The sequence below is a fragment of the Dyadobacter koreensis genome (assembly GCF_900108855.1).
Taxonomy (GTDB): Bacteria; Bacteroidota; Bacteroidia; order Cytophagales; family Spirosomataceae; genus Dyadobacter; species Dyadobacter koreensis.
In genome coordinates, this window is sequence record NZ_FNXY01000005.1 from 318,008 (window position 1) to 336,914 (window position 18,907).

At 41.8% G+C, this 18,907-nt stretch carries 12 protein-coding genes and 1 riboswitch; of the genes, 6 read left to right on the forward strand and 6 right to left on the reverse strand.

Annotated features, from left to right (window positions below; genetic code table 11):
- Positions 1-51 precede the first annotated feature (51 nt).
- From BMY70_RS17020 to BMY70_RS17035, 4 genes are all read right to left on the reverse strand, one after another.
- Positions 52-3,216 carry a T9SS type A sorting domain-containing protein gene (locus BMY70_RS17020; protein WP_090337197.1) on the reverse strand — a complete coding sequence of 1,055 codons (3,165 nt, stop codon included), beginning with the start codon at positions 3,214-3,216 and terminating at the stop codon, positions 52-54.
- Between the two features lie 111 nt (positions 3,217-3,327).
- Positions 3,328-4,335 carry a GTPase ObgE gene (gene obgE, locus BMY70_RS17025; RefSeq protein ID WP_090337200.1) on the reverse strand — a complete coding sequence of 336 codons (1,008 nt, stop codon included), beginning with the start codon at positions 4,333-4,335 and terminating at the stop codon, positions 3,328-3,330.
- 129 nt (positions 4,336-4,464) lie between these two features.
- Entirely contained in the window at positions 4,465-5,037 is a 573-nt protein-coding gene (locus tag BMY70_RS17030; protein WP_090337202.1) for an adenylate kinase, read from the reverse strand.
- 156 nt (positions 5,038-5,193) lie between these two features.
- On the reverse strand, positions 5,194-5,982 hold the full coding sequence (locus BMY70_RS17035; protein ID WP_090337205.1) for a T9SS type A sorting domain-containing protein: 789 nt from the start codon (positions 5,980-5,982) through the stop codon (positions 5,194-5,196).
- A 182-nt stretch (positions 5,983-6,164) separates the two neighbouring features.
- Between BMY70_RS17035 and BMY70_RS17040 the strand changes: the two genes are divergently transcribed.
- The 5 genes from BMY70_RS17040 (at position 6,165) to BMY70_RS17060 (ending at position 14,434) form a co-directional block, all read left to right on the forward strand.
- Positions 6,165-7,985 (forward strand): sensor histidine kinase, encoded by a 1,821-nt coding sequence (locus BMY70_RS17040; protein ID WP_090337206.1) that lies wholly within the window; start codon positions 6,165-6,167, stop codon positions 7,983-7,985.
- Positions 7,986-8,103: 118 nt separating this feature from the next.
- Positions 8,104-10,734 carry a valine--tRNA ligase gene (locus tag BMY70_RS17045; RefSeq protein ID WP_090337208.1) on the forward strand — a complete coding sequence of 877 codons (2,631 nt, stop codon included), beginning with the start codon at positions 8,104-8,106 and terminating at the stop codon, positions 10,732-10,734.
- A gap of 511 nt (positions 10,735-11,245) precedes the next feature.
- Positions 11,246-12,241, forward strand: a complete 996-nt coding sequence (gene fbp, locus BMY70_RS17050; RefSeq protein WP_090337829.1) for a class 1 fructose-bisphosphatase — start codon at positions 11,246-11,248, stop codon at positions 12,239-12,241.
- A 38-nt stretch (positions 12,242-12,279) separates the two neighbouring features.
- Positions 12,280-13,623, forward strand: coding sequence for a DEAD/DEAH box helicase (locus BMY70_RS17055; protein WP_090337211.1), 1,344 nt, complete (start codon positions 12,280-12,282; stop codon positions 13,621-13,623).
- Between the two features lie 70 nt (positions 13,624-13,693).
- Positions 13,694-14,434: a tetratricopeptide repeat protein gene (locus BMY70_RS17060; RefSeq protein WP_090337213.1), complete on the forward strand. Its 741-nt coding sequence runs from the start codon at positions 13,694-13,696 to the stop codon at positions 14,432-14,434.
- Positions 14,435-14,522: 88 nt separating this feature from the next.
- Here the strand turns inward: BMY70_RS17060 and BMY70_RS17065 are convergent, their stop codons facing one another.
- Together BMY70_RS17065 and BMY70_RS17070 are read right to left on the reverse strand one after the other, a co-directional pair.
- Complete coding sequence (locus tag BMY70_RS17065; protein ID WP_090337217.1) at positions 14,523-15,593, reverse strand: DUF5074 domain-containing protein; 1,071 nt, start codon at positions 15,591-15,593, stop codon at positions 14,523-14,525.
- 70 nt (positions 15,594-15,663) lie between these two features.
- Complete coding sequence (locus tag BMY70_RS17070) at positions 15,664-17,589, reverse strand: TonB-dependent receptor plug domain-containing protein (RefSeq protein ID WP_229209659.1); 1,926 nt, start codon at positions 17,587-17,589, stop codon at positions 15,664-15,666.
- 59 nt (positions 17,590-17,648) lie between these two features.
- A riboswitch (cobalamin riboswitch) is annotated at positions 17,649-17,844 on the reverse strand.
- 92 nt (positions 17,845-17,936) lie between these two features.
- Here BMY70_RS17070 and BMY70_RS17075 point away from each other — a divergent pair.
- Positions 17,937-18,899, forward strand: coding sequence for a DMT family transporter (locus BMY70_RS17075; RefSeq protein ID WP_229209660.1), 963 nt, complete (start codon positions 17,937-17,939; stop codon positions 18,897-18,899).
- The last annotated feature ends 8 nt before the right edge of the window (positions 18,900-18,907 follow it).

Here is an 18,907-nt window from a genome sequence, read left to right on the forward strand (position 1 = left end):
TTGTTAAAACAATCTGTCTACGTAAAGGGCATGCTTACTTTGTGCTAAAATTTATTGGACAATTATAATTTTCTTGGTTTTTCTGTAAGTGCCTGCTTGTACAGACAATATATACATTCCGTTTGAAAGAAGAGATAAATTGATAAACCTTCTCTCATTAAAATTTAGCGACGCATATGTACGTAAAAGTCTGCCATTCAGATCAAAAATCTGTACCGTTGCATTTTCCAGGTCGGCAAGCGTTTCAATCGTAAAAGCACCGTCGTTGCTCGGATTTGGATAAACGCTTAGCTCCCCGCCAGTGACATCAAAGGTGAAGATAAACGGATCTGAAAAATCCGAAAAACAGGTAAGTGTCGGACTGTAAATGACTGTGTTGTTAACCACGTAACTTCCTGATTTAACTGCTTTCAGCGTGATCCCGTCTTCTGTTAAATTCGTTCCGTTTAGCTGCCAGACATGATTTCCATCATTGATATTATTTTCTGCCAGTAACGTATAAGTTCCGACCTGGCGGATCGCAGGTTTTGACGGCAACGGTTTTACGTCGACATTAATTTCTTTCGAATAAGGAGAAAAACAACCCTGTGTGTCCTGCACGCGGGCCTTATAACTTCCTGAATTACTTACAACCAACGTATTATTTTGTTCGCCGGTGTTCCAGAAAAAGGCAGCTCCATTTGAAGCCTGCAAGGTTACTGCGTCGCCATCGCAAAAGGAAACTGGTCCCAAAGCCTGAACGGTTGGTGAAGGAGGAAGCGCAAGCACATTAATTCTTACCGAATTTGACGGATCAGAATAGCAGGTAAATTCGTTGATGGTTTTTACGAAATAATCTCCGGATGTATTGATATTCACCGATTTAGTATCGGCTCCATTACTCCAGACATATTTTGCTGCATCATTAGACTGCAAGTTTACACTCGCATCCGCACAAAAAGTTGTAGGTCCGCCCGCTGTAATAACCGGTTTTGGAGGCAATGGATTTACAATTACCCTGATACTTTCGGTTGGGATAGACAAGCATCCGTTTGCGTCTTTTGCGGACACAAAGTAATTTCCTGAATTTCGTATTTCCACCTCCCGGTTTGTTCCGCCGTTGCTCCATTGATAAGCATAAGTTTCGCTGCTTCGCAAAGTGGTATAATCTCTGTCGCAGAACGTTGTAGGTCTTAAAGCAGCAAGTGTCGGCGTGGCTGGCAATGGATTTACCCTGGTTGTAATCGGATCGGATGTAGACTCACAGCCATTTCCATCACGTTGTTTTAAGCTGAATGTTCCCGCTGTTGTGATCGTGATTGCTTTTGATGTTGCATTTGTAGTCCAGATATTCCCATTGTCATAATTTGATGTCAAGACCACGTTTTCCCCTTCACAAAAAGTCGCAGAACGGCTTAGACCGATGATCGGTTTTGCCGGAAGTGGGTTAACTTTGACAGTAACAGGATCAGAATCAGGTGAAAAACAGCCAAAGTTATCTACGGCCTTTACACGAAAATCTCCGGATATTTTTACCGAGATCGTAGCATCCGTAGCGCCATTTGACCAAACACTTTTAACATTGGAAGTGGATTTTAAACTTACAGTACCTCCGTCGCAAAATGTCAACACACCCGTAACCGCGATACTTGGTTTATCGGGCAGGGGAGAAGTAAGAACTGTAATCGCCGTTTTAGCTGACGCGCTCTCGCAGCCATATGCATTTTTTGTTGTTACAAAATATTCACCTCCGGTTGTTATGGTTAATCTGTCACTGGTTTGTCCGGTATTCCACTTCAAATTTTCCGACGTATTCGAAATTAATGTAGCCGTGTTTCCTTTGCAAACGGGATTGCTTCCCTCTAATGTTAAAACTGGTTGGGCTGGTTGTATCGACTGATTAATTTTTATTTCCGGAGAAAAAATAATGTTTCCATTTCCATCTCGTCCTCGTGCGCGATAATTCCCATTTCCAACCTGAATATTGGCCGATTGCTGTCCATTGTTCCAACTGACAGAAGAGACCCCCGCGGCGCTTACCGATAGATTTAAACTATTATTTCCCGCACATGACGCGGAAAGCTTCAAAGGACTTACTGCTTTGTAAGGCTCAGAACTTGCGAAAAAATTATCATTTAACTGAGCATTCCAGGCTTCGGCCAGTTGGGTCAAACCTTGATTTTGGAAATGAACTCCATCAACCCGCGGAATCTGGATGACATCGGTGTTTGGACCTGCAAATACATTCGATACACTGGCTATAACCTGCTTTTGTGCATCAATGATAGGAGGATTGATTCCTTTTTCAGACCCATAGGTTGTTAAACTCACCATCCAGGATACATTTTTTCCTGATTCATTACGGGATGTTTGAATCACCTGGGTCAGATCGTTGAGATAAGATGCCTTTGTGCTGCTTTGGTCGGTAGATTCAGCTTCACCCTGAAACCATAATACTGCTCTGATTCCTGTTATCGGCACATAGGTTTGAAATACGGACCGTAAATTATTATACGGCGCACCGCTTGGATAAAAAGCCTCGCCGTTATAAACTGAATAAGCCGTTCCGTTAATACTTTCCCGCCAGTTTTTTGCTGCGGATCCATACCAGCCAACATTATAAAACAGAATTGGCACTCCAAAACGGCTTGCCAGCAAGTCGCCAAGTTTCCCCCACGACCAAGCCGAATTTCCCCGTGGTGCTATGTAAGAATCAGAATCTAAATGGGAAAATTCCGGATAATCCAGGTCGCTGTTTGGATGGTTATTATTGTAGGAATTAATACAATTTACCCGGTCGTCTCCTGCACCCGGCCCACCGTAATTTTTATAGCCCTGAGCATTTGACTGCCCCGCGATCAAAAAAACTTCACCTATTCCTACTTTTGATATTTGTGCTGAACCAACCAGCTGATCTCCGTTCCAGCCTCGCACCTGAAGTTCATACCAGCCTCCGCTAGCATCGATACTTCCCGAGTACACACCGCCTTGCAAATTTGACTGAATCGTCACCCAGTTTGTTGACGATCCGCCATTAACTGCGTTTAACCTTGCTTCGACACGATCAATAATTTTGGTATAGCTACCTGCGATATAGATCGTAGCATTGTTATTCTTATCCCGCTGAAAAACAGCTCTGTTGGCAGGGTAATCAATATTAACTTGTCCAAAAGAGGGGAATATTCCCAGGCATATAAATAGTGTGGTGCTGAAAAAATGCAATAAAATGTGTTTCATGAATTGGAGAGGCTCATTTGGAGATTACCTTTTTAGACACAAAGGAGCGATAAATGGTTGTGCTATTAACAGAAATAAATTCAAATTTTATCCGATGAGGAAGTACTTGAATTATCCAACGGGATTTGCTTCGTTTAACAGATTCCAGATATTGTCTTTCAACTGATCGATTCCTTCTTGGGTCATAGATGAAATAAATGTTGTAGAAATATCTTTCGGTAATTTTTTGATCAATTCTTCACGTTCTTCATCGAGCAGCATATCCACTTTGGAAATTGCCAGAAGGCGGTGTTTGTCAAGCAGTGACGGATTATATAATTGAAGCTCATTAACCAGCGTATTGTATTCTGCTTCAATGTCTTCGCTATCGGCCGGGACCATGAAAAGAAGGATTGAATTCCTTTCAATGTGGCGAAGGAAACGTAGACCTAGCCCTTTTCCCTGCGAAGCCCCCTCAATAATTCCGGGAATATCCGCCATTACAAACGATTTGTAATCACGGTACGAAACAACGCCAAGGTTTGGAACAAGTGTCGTAAATGGATAATCTGCAATTTCGGGACGGGCCGCTGACACAACAGAAAGCAAAGTGGATTTTCCGGCATTCGGGAAACCTACCAAACCTACGTCTGCCAAAACTTTCAGTTCAAGAATAATCCATGATTCTACCGACGGGTCTCCAGTTTGTGCATGCTGAGGAGTCTGGTTCGTTGCAGATTTGAAGTGATCATTTCCCAAACCGCCTCTTCCGCCTTTCATCAGGATAACTTCCTGGCCGTCTTCTGTAATTTCAAGAAGCTGTTCGCCCGTTTCTACATCTCTGGCGATTGTTCCCAAAGGTACTTCCAGAATAATATCCTTTCCGTCAGCGCCTTTTCTTCTTCCGCCTTCTCCGCCTTTGCCGTCAAAAGCGCGAATATGTTTGGTGTATTTTAAATGTAAAAGTGTCCACACCTGTGTTGTGCCCTTCAAAATAACGTGCCCTCCACGACCTCCGTCTCCTCCGTCAGGACCACCTTTTTCAACGTGTTTTTCGCGGCGAAAGTGTAGTGCTCCTGCGCCACCTGCGCCGGAACGGACATTTATTTTTACGTAATCTATAAAGTTGGAAGATGCCATACCCTGCTGCCGATTTATGCTTAAATTAAAAAAATTGAGAAGTGTAATTTACGTTGCTGTTTTTACAGCAAAAAGGTGCAGAAATCGGGCTGAAAAACCCTGGTTATCCACACCTTTTCAAAAACGTTGTTATGCCTGTTCGATCGCGCCTGTAATACCTTCGAAAATCGTTTCGATTTCACCGATACCGTTGATCGCTATATATTTTCCCTGTGCCTGGTAGTAGTCAGCCACTGGTTTTGTTTTGCTGTTATACTCATGGATACGTTTGCTGATCAGCTCTTCGTTCTGATCGTCGGGTCTGCCGGAAGTTTTTCCACGGTTCAGCAGGCGGGTCAGTAATTCGTTATCATCAACAACAAGTGCTACCATTACTGAAATGCTTTCGTTATGACCAGCCAACAGAGCATCCAGAGCTTCTGACTGTGCCACAGTTCTTGGAAAACCATCAAAAATAAATCCCGGAGCTCCTTTGTGTTCCTTTAATTTGTTGTCGATCATCCCAATCACAACTTCATCAGGAACCAATAACCCCTGGTCCATTAAGGTTTTTGCCCTAAGTCCTAATTCGGTACCTCCCTGAATTTCTGAACGAAGCAAGTCGCCGGTCGAAAGGTGAATGAGCTTGTATTTTGCTATAATTTTCTCACTTTGGGTGCCTTTTCCAGCGCCCGGAGGACCAAATAGTATAAGATTCAGCATAGTTGCTTAATGAAACAAATTTTGGACAAATTGATGGTTTGGGCACAAATTTACAATTACTTAATAGATGTAAGCGTTATTGTCCCGATTTTTTCCAATAAAAAATCCTCTTAATTATTACTAATCAAGAGGACCAACATGAAAAAGGCCAAAAAATTAAGGGATTACAATACGCTTTACTGCGCCGTCCTCATTTTGTGTAACTGTCACAAATACAGTACCTTTTACATTTTTCTTGATATCGATTTGACCAACAAAATCGCCGCTGAAGTCTTTGATTTCTTTGCGGCCAACTTCTTTTCCTTTTGTATCAGAAATAATAATATTCACATCACCTTTCTGCAGAACAAAGAAGCGCAGGTTAAGCACACCGTTGTCAGGGTTATTCGGATAGGCTGACAACTCCCGGACAGTCGCAGCCTTTGCAATATCATTGTTCCAGAAATCGCCGACGCGTTCCCCAAACCGGTTTCCAAGATTTTCCATATCCCGCATCATGATTTTTGCTTTTGGTCTGAATTCTCTTTCCAGGCTTCTGGTTTTATCGCGCAGCTCGTCAAAGTTGAAATCGTGATTGAAATTGTAGGCAAATACATCACCATCGTCCGATTTATTTTGCGTTTTCAGACGGCGTCTCTGCTCGCTTGTATTTCCTTTGCCATCGTCAACGCGAATCGTAACCTGACTTTTTCCTTTGGAATCAATCTTCAAAGAATCAAGTGCTTTGTCCACAAATTCTTCCCGGTCGCTTCTTGACATTTCGGGTAATTCATAATTTTTTTCGATTGTTTTGCTTTTGCCGTCCTTATCTTCCGTTACCTTAATACGGATGGAAGTTTTTTTTTGGTCGTCCTTTTCAGACTGTGCAAATGCTTTCTCGTTCAGGGAAAGTGTGCTGGCGAGGAGCACAGACAAAGCGATTTTGGATAGGATGCCTGATGTCATGATATTGTATTGGTTTGTTTTTGAGATGATTACAAAATTACTTTTACTTTAAATGAGCGGCTGTTAAATTTTGTTAAAAACAGGAAGGGCTGCTCAGGATAAGTTAAATTTGTTCTGCGGTATAAAGTCGCAATAAAAAAAGAAGTGTTGCATCAAGAGTTGAGCGAAAGATCAAGAAGCAAATGACGAAGCGGAAAATTCAGATTATTATTGGTTTAATGTGCCTGGCGCTTATAGGTCTTATCGGTTTTCAGTGGTACTGGATACGCGAAGCCATCGCGATCAGGAATGAACAGTTTAATAACAAGGTCGCGGAGTCTGTCCAGGAAGTTGTGCACCGGTTGGAAAAACAGGAAATGATGTACCTGCTTCAGCAACGGATCGAAACAGAGCAGCAAAAAGATAAATTAAACCGTATTACGCAGTTACGGGAAATGCCGGTGAAAAGAACTGCGCCGGTCACGAATACAAAAAAAACAGTTTCAGCTGTTTCGGCTCCGCCTAATATTCAGGTTTTTATTGGCCCAAACGGAGAAGAAATTCATTATCAGGTACTGGCAGAAGCTGCACCGTCAGATGTTCTGATCCCGAATTTCAGAATAATGGTGGATCATCAGCAACAAATTATCGAAGAATTTTTTCAGGCTCAACGTTTTGGTGCGGAAGGCATGGATGAGTTTATGAGAAGAAGGCTGGAAGATGAAAAGAAATTGGGGACTGCCTTTCAGGAAGTTTTTCCTAATCAGAAAAGTGCTGTTAAAAATCAGGGCAACGGAGAATCTTCAAATAATCATATTGAATACTATAAGGTAAATCCGCAAGCAAAAAAATCTGCGAGTCTTGCCGGAACAAAACCGCTCATCAACGGTAAGTCAAAAGATCTCGATCGGGCGGATTTACTCCGTGAAGTAATGAAGGATTTAATGTATACTAAGCGGCCGATCCAGGAACGCGTTAACCGTTTTTTACTCGATACTTTGTTGAGAAAAGAACTAAATGAAAAAGGTATAACGCTGCCTTTTGAATTTGCCGTCCAGGCGAATGCAAACAATGGGATGATCTTCTCCACTGCAAGTTTGAAGTCCAACGAGTGGCAGCAGCGCTCCTATAAAGCGTCACTTTTTCCGAACGAAACGTTGCAGGGAAATAATTTGCTATATGTGTTTTTCCCGGATCAGCAGAAATACATTTTGAATGATATGGGCGTCATGTTTGGCGGCTCCGGAATTTTGATCGTAGTAATTATGGCCTGTTTCTATATGGCAGTTTCTACCATTCTTCATCAGAAAAAACTTTCGGACATCAAGAATGATTTTATCAACAACATGACCCACGAATTTAAAACGCCAATTTCCACGATTGCGCTCGCAGCGGATATGGCACAGGAAAATTCCAGGTCGGCAGGAAACGAGGCTTCCCCAAGAATGACGCGATATCTCGGCATAATCCGGGAAGAAAATAAACGACTCGGAACGCATGTTGAAAAAGTGTTACAAATGGCTCTTTTGGATAAAGGTCATGTTAAATTGAAAAGAAGCGATGCGAATATTCACGATCTGATCGAAAAAGTTTTGAATAGCCAGAGTGTTCAGATTGAGCAAAAAGAAGGTGAGCTGGACCTGGAATTTGAAGCGGCAAACGAGGTCATTTCTTGTGATGAACTTCATATTTCTAATATTCTTAACAATCTTGTGGATAACGCAATTAAATATTCTCCTGAAAAACTTCATTTGACCGTCAAAACAGAAAATGAAAATAATGGGGTTACTATTTCCATCAAGGATCAGGGTTTAGGCATGAGCAAAGATCAGATTCACCGGATTTTTGATACTTTTTATCGCGTTCCGACAGGTAACGTGCATGATGTAAAAGGTTTCGGCCTTGGACTGAGTTATGTAAAGAAAATGGTGGAAGCACATCAGGGAACAGTTAGCGTTCAAAGTCGTCCGGGTCATGGAAGTACTTTTATTTTATGGCTTCCGATTGCTCCCTCAGAACAATAAATATTCCCGGCCCAGGCATTAATCTCCTATCATTCACGTGAAAATATCGTTTTCAAATGATAACTTGCCGTCTTTTTAAGACTGCAATTGTTTACAACGCCCATATTTTACAAAAAGAATGATCTCCAAAACCTACGCGCCGCAAGAGATAGAAGATAAATGGTATAGCTACTGGATCGAAAATAAATATTTTAATTCAAAGCCAAATCCTGATAAAGAACCGTATACCATTGTAATCCCACCGCCAAACGTGACGGGTGTTTTGCACATGGGACATATGCTCAACAATACCATTCAGGATATTCTGATCCGTAAGGCGCGGATGGAGGGCAAAGAAGCCTGCTGGGTTCCCGGAACGGATCACGCATCGATCGCTACGGAAGCGAAAGTGGTCGCGATGTTGAAAGAGCGTGGTATCAGCAAACGAGATCTTTCCCGTGATGAGTTTTTAGAATATTGCTGGGAATGGACGCACAAATATGGCGGTATCATTTTGCAGCAGTTACGAAAGCTGGGTGCTTCCTGTGACTGGGACCGCACACGGTTTACCATGGATCCGGATCTTTATGATTCGGTGATCGACGTCTTTATTGATTTATACAAAAAAGGAGATATTTATCGCGGTCACCGTATGGTGAACTGGGATCCGCAGGCGCGCACTACCGTTTCCGACGAAGAGGTGATTACAAAGGAGGTAAGCCAAAAACTGGTTTATATCCGTTACGACCTGGTTGGCGGTGCAGTGGGAGAGGGAATTATTATAGCAACCACGCGTCCGGAAACAATTATGGCGGATTCCGCCATTTGTGTGAATCCGAATGACGAACGTTACCGGAATCTGATTGGAAAACAGGTTACAATTCCTTTAATCAACAGGGCAATCGATATTATTGCTGACGAATATGTGGAGATGGAATTCGGTACCGGTGCGCTGAAAGTTACTCCTGCGCATGATACAAATGATTACGAATTAGGTAAAAAACATAACCTGACAATCATCGATCTTTTAAATGAAGATGGAACGCTGAATGAAAAAGCGCAGATTCTTATTGGAGAAGATCGTTTTGTGGCCCGTAAGAAAATCATCAGGTTGCTTGAAGAATCAGGAAATCTGGTTAAAAGCGAAGAATATAAATCGAACGTAGGCCACTCGGAACGTACCAACGCGGTAATTGAACCAAGACTTTCAGAACAATGGTTTTTGAAAATGAGCCGGTTGAGCAAGCCTGCTTTGGAAAATGTGATGAATGATACTATTCAGCTCATTCCACCAAAATTCAAAAATACATACCGTCATTGGATGGAAAACGTTCGCGACTGGAATATCAGTCGTCAGCTTTGGTGGGGACACCGTATTCCTGCTTACTATCTCCAGGACGGAACACTGATCGTTGCCAAAAGCAAAAATGAAGCACTGCATATCGCTCAGCATGAATACCAGCTTTTTGCTTTGACCGAAGAAGATCTTACGCAGGATGCCGATGTTTTGGATACCTGGTTTTCTTCCTGGTTATGGCCGATTTCTGTTTTTAATGGAATCAAAGAGCCGGAAAACGAAGAAGTAAATTATTATTATCCGACAAACGATCTGGTTACAGCACCTGAAATCTTATTTTTCTGGGTAGCGCGTATGATCATTGCCGGTTACGAATACAGAGGAACCTACCCATTTAAAAATGTATATCTGACCGGTATCGTTCGGGATAAGCAAGGGCGAAAAATGTCGAAATCCCTTGGGAATTCTCCTGATCCGATTGATTTGATCGATCAGTATGGAGCAGATGGAATTCGGACGGGTATGCTTTTCAGTTCTCCTGCCGGAAATGATTTGCCTTATGATGAAAAACTGGTTGAGCAGGGAAGAAACTTCTGTAACAAAATCTGGAATGCATTCCGCCTTGTAAAAGGTTGGACCGTTGATACATCTCTTTCAACACCGGAAGGTTCGGCACTCGCTGTGAAATGGTTTGAAAGCAAATTAAATCAGACGTTGGCAGAAGTTCAGGATCACTTTACGAAATTCCGTATATCTGATTCTTTGAATGCGGTTTACAAATTAATCTGGGATGATTTTTGTGCACAGTATCTGGAAATGATCAAGCCGGGTTTTGAACAGCCCATTGATGCCCAAACTTTCGAGGCAACGCTTGAATTCTTTGACAAACTAATGCGTCTGGCTCATCCTTATATGCCTTTTATTACTGAAGAGATCTGGCAGAATATTCGTGATCGAAAAGAAAAGGAAAGTATTTGTGTGGCTGAATTCCCGACGGTCGGTGCTGTTGATACTGCCTTAACAGCGAATTTTGAAATTCTTTTTGAGTTAATTTCCGCGGTCAGAAATCTTAGAAATACAAAAAATATCAGTCCGAAAGTGGAGCTTCCTTTGGCAGTGAAAAGTGATCAGCCAGAGCTTTATAAAGGATTAGAAGCATTAGTAAGAAAACTTGCGAACGTCGCTGAAATTAATTTCGTGACAGAGCAGGCGCCCGGTATGTCATTCCTTATTCGTTCCGATGAATTTTTTATTAATCTTGAAGGAGAGATTGATGTAGAAGCAGAACGTGAAAATCTTCAAAAGGAATTAATTTATACCGAAGGCTTCCTGAATTCGGTAGCTAAAAAACTTTCGAACGAACGTTTTGTTCAAAATGCAAATGCTGATGTTGTTGAAAAAGAAAGACAAAAAATGGCAGATGCGGAGGCGAAAATCGCTACGTTGAAAGAAGCTTTGGTAAGGTTAGGATAACCATAAAGTCTTTTAAATATAGGTTGTGGCGCTGGAAACGATTTGTTTTCAGCGCCATTTTTTTTAAGTCTCTACAGTGAATTTAATTATTTAACGACAATCAGGATTGTTGCGTATCCTGAAACCACAGTGGTTAGCTCAGCCTAAATTAAATCATTAAGATTACGGCTTTGCAGTCATACCTGTCACCTGTGACATCATTCTCTATCCTCTCTAAAATAAATCCGTTAGATAAATTGTTTTATAAAATTTCGAAAATAACCTGCTCTTCGATTTAGTGTTATTTCCTGGTCTATGTCATAAATTTCCTTAAAATAATTTAAAAATATAAGGAAAAAATTTCTCCGACGATCTAATAAATGATTCACCCTGAACGACGTATATAGGTAATTTTCTACTTGAAAAATATATCACATTACTTGCTGAATTGTCCGAAAAGTGTTTGAAATTTGGTATTAAAGAGGGTCAAATTTATAAATCAATAACTTCTTCGTATTAAAAGATGGGTGTTATGGAATCAAAAATTGAGCAGGAACTTGCGTTACCGGTAGGAGTGACGCTTGATCGGTTTATTATGCACAGTCAGAGTGCTTTTCCTTATGCGACAGGCGAACTTTCGCAGTTGTTGAGAGATATCGCATTAGCAGGAAAAATCATCAACCGTGAAGTAAATAAAGCCGGTTTGATCGACGTAACCGGTGCAAATGGAACAGAAAATGTTCAGGGAGAAAACCAGCAGAAGCTGGATATCATTGCTAACATCCGGTTTATACGCGCATTGAAAAACGGCGGAGAAGTTTGTGCGATTCTTTCAGAAGAAGATGAAGACATTATCCATACAGGCAATGACCATGGGAAATATGTGGTCGCTATGGATCCGCTGGATGGTTCGTCTAATATTGATGTAAATGTGTCAATCGGTACCATTTTTTCAATCTACCGACGCATCACACCGATCGATTCACCTGCTACGATTGATGATTTTTTACAAGGCGGACGAAAGCAGGTTGCTGCCGGGTATATTCTATATGGTTCATCCACCATGCTGGTTTATTCGACCGGCGATGGTGTGAATGGTTTTACTTATGACCACTCGCTGGGTGAATTTATTCTTTCTCATAAAAATATTGTCTCTCCTGAAAACGGAGTCATTTATTCAGTAAACGAAGGGAATTATAACAGCTATACTACCTCAACTCAAAACTACATAACAAACTGTAAACGTAAGTCTTACAGTGCCCGTTACATCGGTTCTCTTGTTGGTGATTTCCACAGGAACCTTTTAAAGGGTGGGATTTATTTATATCCTGCCACGGCAAAAGATCCGAAAGGGAAGCTGCGCTTGCTTTACGAATGTTACCCGCTTGCATTTATTGCCGAGAAATCCGGTGGCAGAGCAAGTGATGGTTTCAGAGAAATTCTGGATATTGTCCCTTCCAATTTTCATCAGCGTTCTCCTATTTATGTGGGTTCAACCGCGATGGTTGACGAAGCTATAAAGGCCTAAGTTATGGAAGCTCATTTTTGTTTTCGTACCTTTGCGCGATGCAAACTACGCAAAATAAATTTGAGCTATTTAAGCTTAACCGTCAATTACTCAATGCGATTGAAGAAGCAGGCTACGCGGAGCCTACACCCATACAAGAGCAGGCAATCCCACTAGCGCTAGCCGGACAGGATATTTTAGGTATAGCACAAACCGGTACAGGAAAAACGGCTGCTTATACATTGCCATTACTTATGCGCATAAAATATGCGCAGGGAGAGCATCCGCGCGCCCTGATCCTGGCGCCTACGCGTGAGCTGGCGATGCAGATCTCTGAGGCAATTGTTCAGCTAAGCAAATATACAGACATACGTACTGTTGTTCTTTTTGGTGGAATTGGTCCAAAAGCACAGATTGACGCGATCCGCAAAGGTGTTGATATTATTGTTGCCACCCCGGGCAGATTCATGGATCTTTATCTGAAAGAAGAGATCGTGGTGAAATATATCAACTGTATGGTTTTGGATGAAGCTGACAAAATGATGGATATGGGTTTCATGCCGCAGATTCGTCGCTTTCTGGAAATTCTTCCCCGTAAACGCCAGAATATGCTTTTCTCTGCCACTTTCTCCGAGAAGGTTGAACGTCTTTCATTCGAATTTCTGGAATATCCGACAAGGATAGAAGTTACGCCACAAGCAACGACGGCGGAGATGGTGACGCAGGTGCTTTACGAGCTGCCAAACTTCCGTACAAAAATCAATTTGCTCACACATTTACTAAAAGATGAGGAGACATTTAATCGTGTCCTGATCTTTACGAGGAGCCGTGAAGTAGCTGGCCAGGTTCATAGTTATCTACGGAATACGGTTGTCAAAGAGGATGCGCTGCGGGTTATACATGCTAATAAAGGACAAAATACAAGAACGAACGCAATGGATGCTTTTCGTGAAGGTGCTGTGCGTGTGATGGTCGCGACGGACGTAGTTGCCCGGGGGATCGATATTACAGAGGTTAGTCACGTGATTAATTTTGACGTTCCTTTGATTTATGAAGACTATGTGCACAGAATCGGACGGACAGGGCGAGCAAATACGGTTGGACAGGCGATCACTTTTATGACGGTTGCAGATGAATATCATATTGCAAAAATTGAAAAAATGATCCGGATGGAAATTCCCCGTGAAAATTTACCGGAAGATCTTGACATCATGAAAACGCCGGTTGACGAGAGACAAATGATGCTTCGGGAGATCGATAATCAGAAAAGAAAAGAGGATCCTACGTTCCTGGGCGCATTTCATGAAAAAAAGAATGCACATCTATTTAGAGCAAAACCTACGACGAAGGGCAAAGACACTGGCCGTCGTAGGACTGCTACAAAGCGAACTAAACGCAAATAATACAATACGATATCCAATATTTCCGTTTAACTTGGACAATAGAAAAACCTGTTTCTCTATTTTTTAATTTATGAAAGAATCTGTTGTTATTTGGTTTGCTCTTTTAATCCCTGCTCTTGGGCTTGCTCAGGAGAAACATTTAGCAAGTGCGGCACCTATTTCTGATACGAATATTTCGCAAAGAAGGCCGTTGGAATTAAGAGAGAGACGCGTAGTACCGTTGTTTGGAGAAGAAAGTAAGAGCTCTGAACAGATTGATGAAGAGATACGCTTCCTGAGTGAATGCGATAAATCTTTTAGCAGCCGACCAGAAGCGAGCAGTTTTTTTTCTGCCCGGGCCTGGGAATATTTGCAGGAAGGTTCATTGGACACAGCCTGTTACCGTTTCAACCTGGCCAATTTGTTGAACGACAAAAATGTCGAGGCTTATTGGGGACTGGGAGTTGTTTGTTACCAGAGAGAAAACTGGGTTGATGCAAAACGCATGCTGAGCCGTGGAGTCAGTCTTCAATCCAACAATGTACCTCTGCTGGTAGATCTTTCTACTGTTGATCTGAAACTTTATGCGATGAACAAACGGCAGGAAGAACTTGATGAGGCGTTTAAATTATTGGAAGATGCCGTAGCGCTGGATTCTACTTACGCTTTGGGGCAATATAATCTGGCCCTGGTGCATTACAACCGGAATGAGCCTGAGAAATCATGGGAACATCTACACAAAGGTAGAAACCTGGACTTTAACCAGATTAATTTTGAGTTTATAGAATTATTAAAAGCAAAACTTCCTGATCCGCAGGGATTTTTCAAATAAGATAGTAGATAGTCAAGTTAGCAAGTAGCCAAAGAGGTCAGGTTTTTAAAACCTGACCTCTTTTTTGTGTCCAGAAAATGCTTGTACATTATCTGAAATAAAATCCCGTTGGAGCGATACCAACTTTTACTGAATCAACTAATGTCCCGTCTGCGCGGTAACGAATCGCGTATCCGGATTGCGTATAAGATGGTGTAACACCAGCATAAATCAAACCTTGTCTTGGATCAACTGCCAAACCTGAGAACATTCTTTTGGCGAAAGGTGTAGCCAAATTAACGGCTGTATCTGTGATTTGAAACTTATAAGTCTCTCCGCGAGTAAAATCACCAAGGACGAAATAGATTGTTCTAAGATCAGGACTCATCGCAAAATTGCTAGCCGATTTAGACATATCAGTACTGATTTTTATGGTAGTTTCTTTTTCATAAGTATCCGGATTTATACGAATCAGATCAAGTCCGGCCTGAACCCATAACTTGCCATTTGCATCCACTCCGATTGGATTTGGCTCCTCAGTGAAAGGAATAGAATTGATAACCTCATCGGAAGTTGTATTGATCACCGTCAGGTTTTTGCCCTCGCTGTAATCATAATTACCAACAAATATTTTGTTGTTATGCAAAACCAGATTTTCAGGACCTTTATCCGTAGTGATTTTCTTAACAACTTTTTTCGTTGCAAGATCAATCACTGCAATATACCCGGCTGGGTAAGAATAATCAGAATTTAAAATACCCCAGTTTGTCACATAAGCTTTTGTGCTTCCTATGGCAACAACTTCACGAGGATTTTCTATATCAGGTGCTCCGATGGATCCTGTCGATGTAAACAGATTGGCATCTACGATTTCAACCTTATCGGAACCGGGATTAGAATTATCAACCAAAATTATTCCATGATCACCCGCCACAGCATATCCTTGCATTCCACCTTTTAGTGAACTTCCGTTTACAATTGAAAATATGTCAGAATCTGCTATATTTTTTTCTCTCGTAAGGAAAGAAATGTTGCCATTATTTTGAGAAAAATTCCCTTCATTGATCACAAAAACGCCTTGTACATAGGTGCCTTTCGGAGCCGGATCACTTTGGTTACAAGACCAGGCAATGGCCGATATGAGTGTAACTGTTAAAATTCTGGTTAGCTGTTTTTTCATTATAATCGTATTAAAGTAATCGTTAAAAAGATTTTGTTAGCATTAATTGGTTGAAAAAAAGTCTCCGACATCATCGGATTGTTTTGGCTGACAGCAACAGGCTGACTGCAAAACTACGCCCAGGCATGGGATTTCCGTTAATGGTCTGATAAAAAGTATTAGAAACGTTATTGACTCTGCCTTGTAACGATGCTCTAAAATGCGGCCGGTTAAAGTTCGTTTCGATGATTAAATTTTCGAGCATGTAGGCTGGCACAGATTGGCTATGATCAGCGGTTGTATACCGTTTGGAAATGATTTGAAGCTGGTTGGTCAAACGAAAATTTTTGTATTGCATAAACATAGTAACGTTTCCGGTATGCAAAGGGATATGCGGTAACTGCTTTCCGACAATGTCAGACGCGTAGGCATCGAAGGTCTTTTCCTGCGAAGTGCTGGTTAGTGCATAGTTCAGCATGCCTCCAAATTTCCAATATTCCCAGTTTCCTTTCCAGCCGAACTGCATTTCTGCGCCGCGAGCGATAACCATCTGAAGATTTTCTACACGAAAATTATTGGTGGGATTCCAGTATGTCCAGTTATCGATCCGATTATGATAGGCGGTAAGATTTGCCGTAAAAGAATGAATTTTATTTAAAACATAACCTGCCTCTGCTCCGGCTTCTTTATTAAATCCGTTTTCTGGTTTAATGTTTGGGTTGCCCAGATCTTTCCAGTAACGCTCATTTAAAGTCGGAACGCGATAACTTCTTCCAACCGAACCTTTTAATTTGATACTATATGGAAGATTTTGAATAAGTCGATATTCTGCTCCCAAAGAAGGAGTGAACGGCGGATTGTAACCGGTGACAAGGGCCTGTCTTAAATTCGCGGAAATCAGTAGCCTTGAAGTGGTTTGCCAGCGTGTAAGTATAAAAAAATCGCCGCGGTTTTCTGTTATGACGGGGCGTTCATAATTTTCAACCTGAGTTTTATAATGGGTAAATTCACTACCGGTCTGCATTTGGATTGTACTTCCTGATTTCCCCACTTTCCATTCAAAAGTGCGTTCGCCACGAATTCCGTAACGGTCCGTAACTGCATGATCCAGCGTTGAATAATCTCCAATCGCATAATCAATAATGTCCCGTATCCAAGAAGTTCGCACTGTCCACCCTTCAATTTCATAACGAAGCATCGTCCGGTACGATTTAATTCTCGTCATTTGTCGCCCGGCCAGATTCTCGGGATTGTTGGTTAATTTATTATCTGTCAGCCAGACATGTGCCGACAACTCATGTTTATTATTTGAAAAAAACAGATCCTGAACCAAACCTTTTTGAAAAGTAGTTGAGGGACTGATAGCTTCGCCATTTCGTTCGGGATGGCGATACCTGTTATTCATATTTCCGTCATAGGCCGCTGTTTTTCCTGAAAAATTCCAGGTACTATTTAGGCGGGTCCCAAATTTTATGGTCGCCTGGGTCTGGCTGTTTCGAAAACTTTCCTGCTGCCTTCCAATCATGACCTGCAAACCGGCCTCAGGTTTCGAGCTGCTGAGCAAAATGCTTCCACCAACCGCATCAGTTCCGACAATGCTCGCCGAAGACCCATACTGAACGGATAATTGATCGAATCCTGCAACGGGAATAGTTGAAAAATCAGTTTGCCCCAATGTTGGAAGATTAATGTTCAGGCCATTCCAAAGTACCGCGGTATGATTGGATGCTGTTCCACGAAAGGCAACCGTCGACAATTGTCCCGGACCATAATTTTTAAAAATCACGGGTGTATTCAGAGAAAGCAGATCAGCTATATTTCGAAAACGAAATTGTTCAATTGTGACCGAATCGATTTTCTGAACTTTTAATCCGCTCATAAAACGCTCCGGCACGAAGCCAAATACGGTTACAGGAGAAAGAAAAATCGAGTCTTTTTGGGCAACACAATTTTCTGCTACTGCCAATAATGTCAGAGCCGGTAAGAACAGACGGCGAAAAACTTGTCTGTTAAGCACCTTAAAAGTATAAAAAGACCATAGCGAACCGGTTTTGTGATTTTTCCTCCGAAAATCAAAACGTTGAATAATTTCTGGCAGGTCTCCTGGCTTGTCTTATTGATCAGATACCTTCCCGTTTGAACAGTGGTTTTGCAGTTCAGATCAATGTTTGGATAAGACTCACAGTTGCGGGGACAGCTCCCGTTTTCGCGGGATTCCCTTTTAAGCCATTAAGTTAAATTAACTTCTGGCACCAAAAACTTTACAAAGGTAAGTAATTAATGGCGGGTGTGGATACTGCTTTTAAGAACTAAACTTCGCCGGATAAAATCGTATACCTTATCTTTGTCGAAACTTTAAATGATTTGTTAACCCGCAGCACAAACCGCATAACACTTTCCGCACCGCAAAAAGGAATTTTTTTGATGCTTTGCGCATCGTTTTTCTTTGCTTTGATGTCGGCGATTTCTAAATGGCTGAGCCAGGATTTTCACATCGTACAACTCGTATTTTTCAGAAATATAATTGGCGTCTTGTTTATCGGGGCCAGTATTTTACAGCGGCCGATGAAGCAAAAGGGAGGTAAACTTGGGCTGCTTATTTTCAGAGGTATAGTCGGGACATTATCCCTTTATCTGCTTTTTTATGCCATCCGGACACTGGGCCTGGGAAGAGCATCCACTTATCAGTATACTTATCCGATTTTTCTCGCGTTTCTTTCTTGGCTATTTCTCGGAGAAAAATTGAGCAGTAAGGAGTGGATTGCGATCCTGCTGGGGTTCGGCGGAATATTGTTTGTTTTCCGCCCCGACTTATCCATGTCGTTGCGAAATCATGTAATCGGTTTAGGTAATGCGTTGCTGACTGCTGTCGCTTATCTCGCCATCCGGCAGCTTGGACAGGTGTATGATACACGTGCTATTGTTTTATCTTTCATGCTGAGCGGAATTATCTTACCAATTTTTTCGATGATTATCGGCACTTATTTTCCAAATGAAGATCTGGATTTTCTAATAGGAACTTTTAAGTGGCCTACAACCATGGCGCATTGGTTTGGGTTTCTTGCCCTGGGAATTACTGCGATGATCGGGCAAATTATGATGACGCAATCATTCACGTTTGACAAAGCGGGCCGGATCGCTGCCGTTGGTTATTCAAATATTTTATTTGCGTTGTTTTTCGGGCTCTGGCTTGGAGAAGCGGTTCCAACAGTTTCGATGATGATCGGAATGGGTTTAATTATCGGCGGAGGCTTATTGGTATCACTTTCAAAAGATAAAACAAAAAATATTCCTGCCACGAATACACAAATTTCCACGAAAGATTAGTGGGAATT